Origin of the sequence: Anaeromyxobacter sp. Fw109-5 (assembly GCF_000017505.1) — a bacterium.
In the GTDB taxonomy this organism is placed as follows: Bacteria; Myxococcota; Myxococcia; order Myxococcales; family Anaeromyxobacteraceae; genus Anaeromyxobacter.
Genome location: NC_009675.1, coordinates 3,112,447 through 3,124,107, shown reverse-complemented (window position 1 = coordinate 3,124,107; position 11,661 = coordinate 3,112,447). Strand labels below are relative to the sequence as shown.

Genomic DNA, 11,661 nt, shown 5'->3' with positions numbered 1-11,661 from the left:
CGCTGCGCTCGGGGGGGCCGCCGGTCAGATGCCTCCGCTGCTCGCCCGCGGCGGCGCCACGGCCGCGGGGGGAGCTCCCTCGCCGGGCCTGAGCTCCCCGGCGTCGGCGTCGGACGCGCTGCGCTGGTCGCGCTTGCGGCCGGGGTGATCGCGCATCCCCGCCGCGTACGCGCGGACGACGTCGCGCCCCGCCCGCTTCGCCGCGTACAGGGCCCCGTCCGCGGCGTCGATGAGCGCGGGCAGGTCGCGCGCGTCGTCGGGGTAGACCGCGACCCCCACCGAGATCGTCACGTGGCCGGGGCCGACGCCCGGGTGCGGGATCCTGGCGGCCGTCACGGCCTCGCGCAGCTTCTCCGCGGCCGCCAGCGCGGCGCCCCGGTCGGCGCGGGCGAGCACCACGGCGAACTCCTCGCCGCCGTAGCGGGCGACGAGGTCCACGCGCCGCACCGCGGCCCCGAGCACGGCCGCGACCCGCCGCAGCACGGCGTCCCCCGCGGCGTGGCCGAAGGCGTCGTTGTAGCGGCGGAAGTGATCCACGTCGACGAGCGCCACCGCCGTCGCGTGCTCGAACCGGGCGCTGCGCTCGAGCTCGTCCTCGAGGCGCGCGAAGAGGCTCCGCCGGTTGTGGGCGGCCGTGAGCGCGTCGGTCTGCGACAGCCGCACCATCTTCTGGTGCAGCCGTGCGTTGGCGACCGCCATCGCGGCCTGCGCCGCGATCGCCTCGAGCAGGCGCCGCCCGCCGGGGGCGAGCTCGCCAGCCGGGCGGAGGGCGATGGCCCCCACGGCATCGTCCGCGCGCGACATCGGCACCTCGATCCAGCCCGGCCGTGCCTGGCCGGGGGCGAGGCGTGCGCCGACGGCCGCGTCGCCCGAGCCGTGGGCGGCGCGCACCACCCGCTCGCCGGTGGCCTCGTCCACGAGGAGGACCTGCAGCTCCGGCGCGTCGAGCGCGCTGCCCACCTGCGCGGCGGTGGCGCGCAGCAGCTCGTCGAGGTCGAGGGTCGCGCCGAGGGTGCGCCCCAGCTCGAAGAGCAGCGTCAGCTCGCGCACGCGCGCCTCCAGCTCGGCCTTCAGCGCCAGCTCGCGCTGCATCGACGCGATGGACGCGGCGTCCTCGATGCGGCGGACGTGGAGGTCCGTGATGGCGGCGAGCGTGTCGTTGTAGGTGCGCGCCACCTGCCCGATCTCGTCCTCCCCGTCGATCGGGACGCGGTGCAGGAAGTCGCCCTCGCGCGCGCGGCGCATGCCCGCGGCGAGCCTGCGCAGGCGCCGGTCCACGAACAGGCGCACCGCGACGAGGTGCGTCGCCGCGAGCCCGGTGGCGAGGAGGACGAGGGCGAGGAGCGCGGCCTGGTGGAGCGGCTCGGCCTCGGGGGCGAGGCGCCGGGTCTCGTGGCGCAGCCAGAGCACGCCAGCGAGCGAGATGAGGAGGGCGGGTGCGCCCACCGCGACGAGCAGCTTGCGGCCGATGGAGCGCCGGATCGATCGGAGCATGGGAGAGGGAAGGTTATAACCCGGCCCATGCGTCTCCTGACGAGCGACCGGCTCGCCGCCTTTCCCCACGGCTTCACGACCCGGGCCGGAGGGGCCTCGGCTCCGCCCTGGGACACCCTGAACCTGGGCGGCGCCGTCGGGGACGAGCCGCTCCGCGTGGACGAGAACTGGCGCCGGCTGGAGGCGGCGACGGGGCTCGGCTTCGCGCGCGTCCGGCAGGTCCACGGCTCGCGCGTCGTCCGCGTCGCGGCGGCCACGGCGCCTGCCGAGGAGGCGGACGGCGTCGTCTCGGTCGCCCGGGGCGTCGCGGCGTGCGTCTCCGTCGCGGACTGCGTGCCCGTGCTCCTGGCGGATCCGGAGGGGCGGGCCGTGGCGGCGGTCCACGCCGGCTGGCGCGGGACGATCGAGCTCGCGGCGGCCGAGGGCGTGCGCGCCCTCGAGCGCGAGGGCGCGGAGCCCGGGCGGCTGGTCGCCGCGATCGGCCCGTCCATCGGGCCGTGCTGCTACGAGGTCGCGCCCGAGCTCGCGGAGCGCTTCCGGCGGCGTTTCGGTCCCGAGGTCGTGCGAGGCGCCCCCGGCGCACCCCGGCTCGATCTCTGGCGGGCGAACCTGCTCGCCCTGGAGGAGGCCGGCGTGCGCGCCGAGCGGGTGGACGTGCTCGGCCGCTGCACCGCGTGCGAGCGCGAGACGTTCTTCTCGCATCGCCGCGACGCCGGCCGCACGGGGCGCCAGGTGGGCTTCATCGCACCCGCGGCTGGGCCGTCCGTCGCACATTGGCGGCGTCCAGGCGAGGGTCCCCTTCCTTGACGGGCGGCCCCCGGCCCCTAGAATTTTCGAGGTTTGAGGCATCTCCTCTCGCGAATCGCCCCCGCGGCGCTCGTCGTGCTGCTCGGCTGCGCCGGGGGCGGCGGCGCCGCGCCCTCCGAGGCGGACGCGCTCCGCGCAGAGCTCCGGGCGCTGCGCGCCGACAACGAGGCGCTCGCTCGCAAGGTCGATGGGCTGTCGGCCCGCCTCGACCTCGTGGCCGCCCGCGGCGCGCGCGAGGACCGAGGCGCCGCCGCGCCGCCCGCGAGGTCTCCCCGCGTCGCGCTCGGCGAGCCGCTGCCGCCGGTCATCCCGCCGGACCTCGCCATCGTGAAGGTCGCTCCCGCCGACGAGCCACCGCCCATCGTCCTCACCGAGGCGAGCCTCCCCCTCACTCCCGCCCTCACCGCGCGCGCCCGGCGCACGCCGCCGCCCGTGCCGACCGCCATCCCCATCGCCGATCCCGCGCCTGGCCGCGTCGAGGCGCTCGCCCTCGGCCGCGGTCGAGAGCTCTCGGCGGAGGCGGATCGCGAGCTGCGCTCGGCCCGGGAGCGGCCCGGCGTCGGCCGGGCGCACGCGCTCGAGGACTTCGTCGCGCGCTACCCGCGCCACGCCGCCGCCGACAACGCGCTCGTCGAGGCCGCGGAGGCGTACGCGACGTCAGGGAAGGACGACGCGGCGTGCGCCCTCGCGCGGCGCGCCGCCGACGACTACCCGGCGGGAGACGCGCTCAGCGGCGCCCTGGAGCGGCTCGCCGCCTGCGAGGCGCGGCGCGGCGAGGTCGCGGCGGAGCGCCGCGTCCTCGAGCGGCTCGTCTCAGAGTTCCCGAGGACCCCGGCGGCGGAACGCGCCGGGACGCGCCTCGCAGCCATCTCCGGGCACGGCGGCGATCCGTCGCCGCGCGTCCCGGCAAGGAGCGGTCCATGATCCGCAGATTCGTCGCCGTCCTCGCCCTCGTCCCCGCCGCGGCGCTCGCGCAGTCCGGGGCCCTCGACGCGGCCAGCGCCGCCGCAGAGGCGGCGGGCGCCGACGCGGCCCGGATCGAGGCCGCGGCGGCCGCGCCGGCCGAGGAGTCGGCCGCGCCGTCCGCGGAGGCCGCGCCCGAGGCTGGCGCCCCCGCGCCGGTCGTCACGGGGGACGTGGTCGCGCTGGAGGACGGCTCGAGGGGCGAGTCGACGCCCGACACGTACACGATCCGCCCCGGCGACACGCTGTGGGATCTCTCCGGCCGCTACCTCAACAACCCCTGGTACTGGCCGAAGATCTGGTCCTACAACCCGGACATCGAGAACCCGCACTGGATCTACCCCGGCAACCTGCTCAGGTTCTTCCCGGGCGCCGACGAGGCGCCGACGCGGGTCGAGCCCGCCGGCGCCGAGCTGGTCGCGGAGGCGGAGGAGCCTGCGCCGGCGCGGGAGCTCGAGGACTTCTCCCGCGCGAACATGAAGGGACCGGAGAGCGTGGACGACGACACGGTGGCGGTCGCCGGCCCCTACAAGATCGGCTACGTCGCTCCGCGCGCGCTCCTCGCCCGCCACGACACGTTCGTCACGCCGCGCCAGCTCGCCGAGTCGGGCTCCATCTCCGCCGCGTTCGAGGAGAAGCTCCTCCTCGCCAACCTCGACAAGGCGTACGCGCGGTTCGAGACCCGGGCCGGGGTGAAGGAGGGCGAGACGTACGTGGTCTACAAGACCGAGCGCCCGATCCGCCATCCGCGTACCGGCGAGCTCTTCGGCTGGCAGTCCACGGTGCTCGGCGCCGCCAAGGTGGTCGCGGTGGACTCGAAGGCGGCGACGCTCGTCATCACCCAGGCCTTCGAGCCGATCGAGCGCGGCGCCATGCTGGGCCCCTGGACGGAGCGGTTCCTCCACCGCGTCGATCGCCGCGCCAACCGGCGCGCGCTCGAGGGGACGATCGTCGGAGGCCAGGTCCAGGTCGTGACCCAGCTCGGCGAGCACCACGTCGTCTTCATCGACCGCGGCGCGGCCGACGGCGTCGAGGAGGGGAACGTCTTCACGGCCGTCCGCGCCGGCGACCCCTACGGCCGCGCCCCCGGCATGCCCGAGTGGGACCCGAACCTGCCCAAGGAGGACGTCGGGGAGATGCTCGTCATCGACGTGAAGGAGCGCGCCTCGGTCGCGCTCGTCACGCGCAGCATGCTCGAGCTCGCCATCGGCGACCGCGTCGAGATGCGCGCCCAGGCGGCGAGCGACGGGGCGGGCGGTCGCTAGCGTCGCTCCGGGCACGGCGCGGCGAGACGGAGGACCTCCGACCCGCGCTCGGGCGTGTGCGCCGAGAGCGCCGAAGCAACTGGAAATGCTGGCGATTGAGGTCGCGGGCGCGCCCGCCGGCGGGCGCGTGCTGCGGGTACGTCCCGTGCATTGGACGACGGGGCCCCACCTTGACGCCCCATCACCCGGTGGGTATATGGCCCCGCTCCCATGGAGTCGCCGCGCACCATCCGGCCGGGCGACGGCCACTACCCCGATCGGCTCGCGCTCACGCCCGACCGTCCGGCGGAGCTACGGGTTCGCGGCACCCTCTCCGAGCGGCGCCGGGTGGCGGTGGTCGGCTCCCGGCGTCCCGACGCCTACGGCGAGGAGATGGCCGGCGCGCTCGCGGCCGGGCTGGCGCGAGCGGGAGTGTCGGTCGTCTCGGGCGGCGCGCTCGGCGTCGACGCGGTCGCCCACCGCGCGGCGCTCGATTGCGGCGGACACACCGTGGCGGTGCTCGGCACGGGCGTCGACGTCCTGTACCCCGCCTCGAACCGGGCGCTGCTCGAGCGCGTCCTCGAGCAGGGCGGCGCGATCCTGTCCGAGCTGCCCGACGGGACGCCGGGCTACCCCGCGAACTTCCCGCGCCGCAACCGGATCGTCTCCGGTCTCTCCGAGGCGGTCGTCGTGGTCCAGGCCGGCGAGCGGAGCGGCGCGCTCATCACCGCGGACTGGGCGCGGACGCAGGGGGTGCCGGTGTTCGCGGTCCCCGGCGACGTGCGCGAGCCGCTCTCCGCCGGTCCGCTCGGCCTGCTCCGCCGCGGGGCGCGCGTGGCCGCCTCGGCGGACGACGTCCTCGAGGCCCTCGGCATCTCCGGCGCGCCGGAGCCCGCGCGCCAGCTCGCGTTGCCCGCGCTCGCGGCAGGGGAGAGCGCCCTGCTCGCCGCGCTCGCCCGCCGCCCGCGCCACGCGGACGATCTCGCGCGCCAGGCGGGCCTCGCGCCCGGCCCGGCGCTCGCCGGCCTGCTCTCCCTCGAGCTCGAGGGTTTGTGCGAGCAGCGACCGGGCCATTACTTTCTGCGCCGCACGTAGGGGGACCCCGAGAGATGCCGAGAGCCACGAAGGCTGCAGCCGCCGCGGAGGGCGTGAAGGCAGAGGGCGTGAAGAAGGAGAAGGCCGCTCCGCCGAAGCGCGCGGCGAAGAAGGTCGCCCAGGGAGGCAGCCTCGTCATCGTCGAGTCGCCCGCCAAGGCGAAGACCATCAAGAAGTACCTCGGCCGCAGCTACGACGTGCGCGCCTCCGTCGGGCACGTGAAGGACCTGCCGAAGTCGAAGATCGGCGTCGACGTCGAGGCGGGCTTCACGCCGCAGTACGACGTCATCAAGGGCAAGGCCAAGGTCCTCTCCGAGATCAAGCGCGCCGCGCGCAGCGCCGAGCGCGTGTACCTCGCGACCGACCCCGATCGCGAGGGCGAGGCGATCGCCTTCCACATCGCGGAGGAGCTCGGCGACTCGGGCGACGGCCGCGTCCGCCGCGTCCTCTTCAACGAGATCACGAAGAACGCGATCCAGAAGGCGATCGAGAAGCCGCTCGACCTCGACCGCAAGAAGTTCGACTCGCAGCAGGCGCGCCGCATCCTCGACCGGCTCGTCGGCTACCAGATCAGCCCCATCCTCTGGAAGAAGGTCCGCCGCGGCCTCTCCGCCGGGCGGGTCCAGTCCGTGGCGGTGCGGCTCGTCGTCGAGCGCGAGCGCGAGATCGAGGCGTTCAAGCCCGAGGAGTACTGGACGCTCGAGGCGGAGCTCGCCGCGAAGCTCCCGCCGGAGTTCCGGGCCCGGCTCTCGAAGGTCGACGGCCAGAAGGCGGAGCTGAAGGAAGGCGCGGTCACCCACGCGCTCGTGAAGGACCTCGACGGCGCGACCTACGTCGTCGCCACCGTCGACAAGAAGGAGCGCCGCCGCAACGCGCCGCCGCCCTTCACCACGGCGAAGCTGCAGCAGGAGGCGGCGAACCGCCTCGGCTTCACCGCGAAGAAGACGATGACCCTCGCGCAGAAGCTCTACGAGGGCGTCGAGCTCGGCGACGAGGGCGCGGTCGGTCTCATCACGTACATGCGCACGGACTCCGTCCGGCTCTCCACCGAGGCGGTGGACGCGGCGCGCGGCTACATCGCCGAGGCGTACGGCCAGGATCACCTGCCGGAGGCGCCGAACGTCTACAAGACGAAGGCGAAGGCCGCGCAGGAGGCCCACGAGGCGGTCCGCCCGACCTCGCTCGAGTGGACGCCCGCGCGCGTCGCCCCGTTCTTCGAGCAGATCGGCGAGCGCGACATGTACCGGCTGTACGAGCTCATCTGGAACCGGTTCGTGGCCTGCCAGATGGTCCCGGCGGTCTACGACCAGACGACCGCGGACATCACCGCCGGCCGGGCCACGTTCCGCGCCACGGGCTCCATCCTCAAGTTCCCCGGCTACCTCGCCGTCTACGGCGCGAAGCCGCCGGAGGACGAGGCCGGCGCCGAGGAGGAGGCGAAGGAGAACGGCGATCGCGAGAAGGCGAACGAGGAGCGCCAGCTGCCGCCGCTCGAGGCCGGGATGATCCTCGACCTCCGCCGGCTGCTCCCCGAGCAGCACTTCACGCAGCCGCCGCCGCGCTTCAACGAGTCGTCCCTCGTGAAGGAGCTGGAGCAGCGGGGCATCGGGCGGCCGTCCACGTACGCCGCCATCCTCGAGAACATCCAGGAGAAGGGCTACGTCGAGAAGGTCGAGCGGAACTTCAAGCCGACCCACCTCGGCCTCGTCGTCACCGACGAGCTCGTGAAGAGCTTCCCGCGCGAGATGGACCTCGCCTTCACGGCCGGCATGGAGGAGCGCCTCGACGAGATCGAGGAGGGGAACGCGGCCTGGCAGCAGGTCCTGAAGGACTTCTACGACAGCTTCAAGGACGACCTCGCGAAGGCCGAGGTCAACATGCGCGACGTGAAGCGGCAGGAGATCGCGACCGAGCTCACGTGCGAGAAGTGCGGCAAGCCCATGGTCATCAAGTGGGGCCGCATGGGCGAGTTCCTCGCGTGCTCCGGCTACCCCGAGTGCCGGAACACCATGAACTTCAAGCGCGGCGAGGACGGGACGATCGTCCCGGAGAAGGAGGAGGACGTCCCGACCGACGAGAAGTGTCCCGAGTGCGGCGCCGCGATGGTCATGAAGCGCGGCCGCTTCGGCCGCTTCCTCGCGTGCACGCGCTACCCCGAGTGCAAGGGCACGAAGCCCGTCTCGATCGGCGTGTCCTGCCCGAAGGGGTGCGGCGGCTACATCTCCGAGAAGCGCTCGCGCCGCGGGAAGACCTTCTACGGCTGCTCGTCCTACCCGGGCTGCGATTTCGTGTCCTGGGACCGCCCGCGGAACGAGGCCTGCCCGCAGTGCGGGAGCGCCTACCTCCTCGACAAGTACTCCAAGAAGACGGGGCCGTACGTCGCCTGCCCGAACAAGGAGTGCGGCTACCGGCGCGACGCCGAGGCGAAGGCGCCCGGCGCCGCGAGCGAGGCGTAGGCCGTCCACGCCGGACGCGACGAGGCCGGCGACGGGGCGACCCGCGCCGGCCTCCGTGCGCCAGCGGTCCTAGAGGGTCGGAGGCTCCTGGGCGATGAACATCGGCGCCGCGGCCCGCTCGTCGCGCGTCGCGCACTCGGTACACAGGAGCGCGTAGGGCAGGGCGGCCAGCCTGCGAGGGTCGATCTCCTCGTCGCAGTCCCGGCAGATGCCGTACTCGCCCGCGTCGACGCGCTCGATGGCCGCGTCGATCTGCTGGAGCTCGCGCCGCTGGTTCTCGCCGAGGCGGGCGAGGGTGAACGCCTCGTGCTCGGTCTGCGCGCCCTCCTCGAACTCGGGATCCCGCTCCGCGGCGCGCAGCGCCTCGAGCTCGGCGCCGCCGCGACGGAAGGTCTCGAGGATCACGCGCCGGCGGCGCTGCAGCTCGCTCCTCAGGCTCCCCAGATCGATGTCGGCCACGTTGCGTTCCTTTCGTCGGGGCGATAGATGGAGCGCGCCCGGCCCGGCCGAAACCTCTCTCGCCGCCGCCCCCCGGGCCGCGGGCGCGCCCGGGTCGAAACCTGCGCACCGTCCGACGAAGCCGCCAGGTCGTCGGGGAATCGAGAGATCGGTAGGCGTCGGGCTGGCGGGCGGGCAGCCATGCGGCGGGACGACGGGTGAACATGGGACGCGAGCGCGTGACGGTGGTCGGAGGGGGGCTCGCCGGGAGCGAGGCCGCCTGGCGGCTCGCCCAGGGCGGCGTCGAGGTCGAGCTGGTCGAGATGAAGCCCGGACGCCGCTCGCCGGCGCACGTGCTCGACGGCCTCGCGGAGCTCGTGTGCTCGAACTCGCTCCGCTCCGACAACCCGCACAACGCGGTCGGGCTGCTGCACGAGGAGCTCCGGCGGCTCGGCAGCCTCGTGCTGTCCGCCGCGGACGCGACGCGCGTCCCGGCGGGGGATGCCCTCGCGGTCGATCGCGAGCGGTTCAGCGCGCTCGTCACCGGGCGCCTGCGCGGCCACCCGCTCGTGCGCGTGCGGCAGGAGGAGCTGCTGCGCCTGCCCGAGGGGCCCGGGCTCACGCTCGTGGCGACCGGGCCGCTCACGGGGGACGCGCTGGCGGCGGACGTCGCCGCGCTCGCCGGCGGGCGCCTCCACTTCTACGACGCGATCGCGCCGATCGTGGCGGCGGACTCGATCGACATGTCCATCGCCTACGCGCGCTCGCGCTACGGGAAGGGCTCGGGCGACGACTACCTGAACCTCCCGTTCGACGAGGGACAGTACCGGGCCTTCGTCGGGGCCCTCCTCGCCGGCGAGAAGGTGGCCGCCCACGACTTCGAGGAGCCGCGCTACTTCGAGGGCTGCCTCCCGATCGAGGTGATGGCGGAGCGCGGGGCGGACGTGCTGGCCTACGGCCCGATGAAGCCGGTCGGGCTCGAGGACCCGCGCACCGGGCGGCGGCCGTTCGCCGTGGTGCAGCTCCGCCGGGAGGACGTCGCCGGCACGGCGTACAACCTCGTGGGCTTCCAGACGCGCCTCACCTGGACCGAGCAGCGCCGCATCCTCCGCGAGTACGTGCCGGGGCTCGCCGGCGCGGAGTTCGTGCGGCTCGGGCAGATCCACCGGAACACGTTCCTCGAGGCCCCGCGCGTGCTCGCGCCCGACCTCTCCGCGCGCGAGCGGCCGCACCTGTTCTTCGCGGGTCAGATCACCGGGGTGGAGGGCTACGTCGAGTCCGCCGCGTGCGGCCACCTCGCGGCGCGCGCCATGCTGGATCGGCTCGCGGGGCGCCCCTTCCTGCCGCCCCCGGCGGCGACCGCACTGGGGGCCCTCCATCGACATCTCACCGGCGAGGCCCATCCGCCGGGGTACGATTACCAGCCGACGAACGTCGTGTTCGCGCTGTTCCCCCCGCTCACCGGGCGTCATCGCGGCAAGGCCGCGCGCAAGGACGCCCACGCCGAGCGGGCGCGAAAGGAGATCGCGCCGTGGATCGACCCCTGGACGCACACCGCCCGCGGAGCCGCCGCACCCTGACCCTCGCCGCGGCGCTCGCGCTCGCCGCCTGCACCGGACAGCGCGAGGGCGAGCGGCGCGGGCTCGGGCGGCCCGTGGTCGAGGGCCCGGTGCGTGCGCTCAGGGCCTCCGCGGACGGGGCGTGGCTCGCGTTCCTCCGCGACTGCGCCGACGTGAAGGGCCAGTACCTCCCGCCGCAGACCGCGAGCTGCGAGCTGGGCGTCGTCCCCGCGGCGGGCGGCGACGTCCGCCGGATCGCGAGGGCCGTCACCACGTTGCCCCACGGCTTCGGGTGGGCGCCCGCGGGCGACGTGCTCGCGGCGCTCGGAGACTACGACTACCTCGCGGGCGCCGGGACGCTCTACGTCGCGCGCGGCGGCGCCGAGCCGGCCCGGATCGCCGACGGCGTGACCTTCACCGGCTTCGTGCCCGGGGGCGAGCGCGTGGCGGCCATCGCCGCGGGCCGGCTGCTGTGGGTGAACCCGGGCGAGAGCCCCGCCTGGCTGCCGGGGGCCGAAGGGCTGTCCTCGTTCGAGCTCGTCGCGGGCGACGCGGCGCCGCGCGGCGGCGCGCCGGCGGCGCTGGTGCGGCGCGCGGTGAGGTCGGGCGGCACGCTGCTCGCGGTGCGCGCCCGGAGCGAGCCGCCCGCGCGGGTGGCGGAGGGGACCGGCGAGTACGCGTTCGCCCCCGGCGGCGCGGCGTATGCCTTCACGGCGCAGGCAGGGAACGGGTACGACCTCATGCTCTCGACCGGCGGCGCGCCCTCGCGCGTCGCGCGCCAGGTGCACGCGTTCGCCTTCTCCCGGGACGGCGCCGCCCTGGCGTACGTGGCGGGCGCCGAGCCCGGGCGGCAGGGCGATCTCCACGTCGCGCCGCTCGGCAAGCCCGGCGCGCTGTGCGGCCGCGAGGTGGGCGAGTTCCGCTGGGCGGCGCGCGCGCCGCGCCTCGCCTGGCTCGAGCGGTACGACCCGCGCGTGCGGGCCGGGGAGCTCGGCGCGGGCGGCCCCGGGCTCGCGCCCCGGACCTTCGCCGCGAACGTCTCGGAGTTCGAGCTCTCCGCGGACGGCGCGCACGTCGCGATGATGCAGCACAGCACCCGCGGCGGGTACTCGGTGGACCTCGCGCTCGCCCACCTCGGCGCGCCGAAGGGCACGCCGGCCGAGGTGGTCGCGCAGGGGGTGTTCGGGTTCGCCTTCTCCCCCGACGCGCGCTGGCTGTATTACCGGACCCGCTGCACGCGGAACGGCGAGGCGTGCGATCTCGAGCGCGTCCCGGCCGCCGGGCTCGGCGGAGGCACGAAGCCGGAGCCCATCGCGCAGGGGGTGAAGAGCTTCGAGTTCGACCCGCGCGATCCCGAACGCCTCCTCGTCACCTGGCAGCGCGCCGACATGGTCGCGCTCGACGTGGCGGTGTGGGAGCGGGGCAAGCTCGTCTCGATCGACACCGCCGTGCTCCCCGGCAGCGCCCGCTTCCTCGGCCCCGACTCGCGCCGGGTCGCCTACGCGGTCGTCCATCCCAAGCGGGCGGGGGTGTACGTGGCCGAGCTGCCGAGGTGATCTCCACCGGGACGGGCCACCCAGGCCGCGCGTCCCGAGCGCAGCGCCC

Annotated in this window: 9 protein-coding genes; 7 read left to right on the top strand and 2 right to left on the bottom strand. The window is 75.2% G+C overall.

Annotated features, from left to right (window positions below; translation table 11 throughout):
- Positions 1 to 24: 24 nt before the first annotated feature.
- Positions 25 to 1,494 (bottom strand): diguanylate cyclase, encoded by a 1,470-nt coding sequence (locus tag ANAE109_RS13835; protein WP_012097500.1) that lies wholly within the window; start codon positions 1,492 to 1,494, stop codon positions 25 to 27.
- A gap of 27 nt (positions 1,495 to 1,521) precedes the next feature.
- On the opposite strand from ANAE109_RS13835, the gene pgeF reads away from it, so the two are divergent.
- From pgeF to topA, 5 genes are all read left to right on the top strand, one after another.
- Complete coding sequence (pgeF, locus tag ANAE109_RS13830; RefSeq protein WP_012097499.1) at positions 1,522 to 2,301, top strand: peptidoglycan editing factor PgeF; 780 nt, start codon at positions 1,522 to 1,524, stop codon at positions 2,299 to 2,301.
- A gap of 33 nt (positions 2,302 to 2,334) precedes the next feature.
- A complete protein-coding gene (locus ANAE109_RS13825; RefSeq protein WP_012097498.1) occupies positions 2,335 to 3,225 on the top strand; it encodes a hypothetical protein in 891 nt (296 codons plus the stop codon).
- Positions 3,222 to 4,529, top strand: a complete 1,308-nt coding sequence (locus ANAE109_RS13820; RefSeq protein ID WP_012097497.1) for a LysM peptidoglycan-binding domain-containing protein — start codon at positions 3,222 to 3,224, stop codon at positions 4,527 to 4,529. The genes ANAE109_RS13825 and ANAE109_RS13820 overlap by 4 nt, the downstream gene beginning before the upstream one ends.
- Before the next feature lie 210 nt (positions 4,530 to 4,739).
- The gene (gene dprA, locus ANAE109_RS13815) at positions 4,740 to 5,603 is read left to right on the top strand and encodes a DNA-processing protein DprA (protein WP_012097496.1); all 864 of its coding nucleotides are present in this window, start codon (positions 4,740 to 4,742) and stop codon (positions 5,601 to 5,603) included.
- Between the two features lie 14 nt (positions 5,604 to 5,617).
- Entirely contained in the window at positions 5,618 to 8,059 is a 2,442-nt protein-coding gene (gene topA / locus ANAE109_RS13810; RefSeq protein WP_012097495.1) for a type I DNA topoisomerase, read from the top strand.
- Between the two features lie 69 nt (positions 8,060 to 8,128).
- On the opposite strand, the gene ANAE109_RS13805 is transcribed toward topA, so the two are convergent.
- Positions 8,129 to 8,518, bottom strand: a complete 390-nt coding sequence (locus ANAE109_RS13805) for a TraR/DksA family transcriptional regulator (protein ID WP_012097494.1) — start codon at positions 8,516 to 8,518, stop codon at positions 8,129 to 8,131.
- A 203-nt stretch (positions 8,519 to 8,721) separates the two neighbouring features.
- On the opposite strand from ANAE109_RS13805, the gene trmFO reads away from it, so the two are divergent.
- Together trmFO and ANAE109_RS13795 are read left to right on the top strand one after the other, a co-directional pair.
- Positions 8,722 to 10,077, top strand: coding sequence for a methylenetetrahydrofolate--tRNA-(uracil(54)-C(5))-methyltransferase (FADH(2)-oxidizing) TrmFO (gene trmFO, locus ANAE109_RS13800; protein ID WP_012097493.1), 1,356 nt, complete (start codon positions 8,722 to 8,724; stop codon positions 10,075 to 10,077).
- On the top strand, positions 10,029 to 11,612 hold the full coding sequence (locus ANAE109_RS13795; RefSeq protein WP_012097492.1) for a hypothetical protein: 1,584 nt from the start codon (positions 10,029 to 10,031) through the stop codon (positions 11,610 to 11,612). Before trmFO ends, ANAE109_RS13795 begins: the two co-directional genes overlap by 49 nt.
- Positions 11,613 to 11,661: the final 49 nt, after the last annotated feature.

What these genes read in the sequence shown, in the direction of transcription:
- ANAE109_RS13835 (WP_012097500.1), bottom strand. Translation starts at nt 1,494, where the DNA reads ATGCTCCGATCGATCCGGCGCTCCATCGGCCGCAAGCTGCTCGTCGCG.
- dprA (WP_012097496.1), top strand. Translation starts at nt 4,740, where the DNA reads ATGGAGTCGCCGCGCACCATCCGGCCGGGCGACGGCCACTACCCCGAT.
- trmFO (WP_012097493.1), top strand. Translation starts at nt 8,722, where the DNA reads ATGGGACGCGAGCGCGTGACGGTGGTCGGAGGGGGGCTCGCCGGGAGC.
- pgeF (WP_012097499.1), top strand. Translation starts at nt 1,522, where the DNA reads ATGCGTCTCCTGACGAGCGACCGGCTCGCCGCCTTTCCCCACGGCTTC.
- ANAE109_RS13820 (WP_012097497.1), top strand. Translation starts at nt 3,222, where the DNA reads ATGATCCGCAGATTCGTCGCCGTCCTCGCCCTCGTCCCCGCCGCGGCG.
- topA (WP_012097495.1), top strand. Translation starts at nt 5,618, where the DNA reads ATGCCGAGAGCCACGAAGGCTGCAGCCGCCGCGGAGGGCGTGAAGGCA.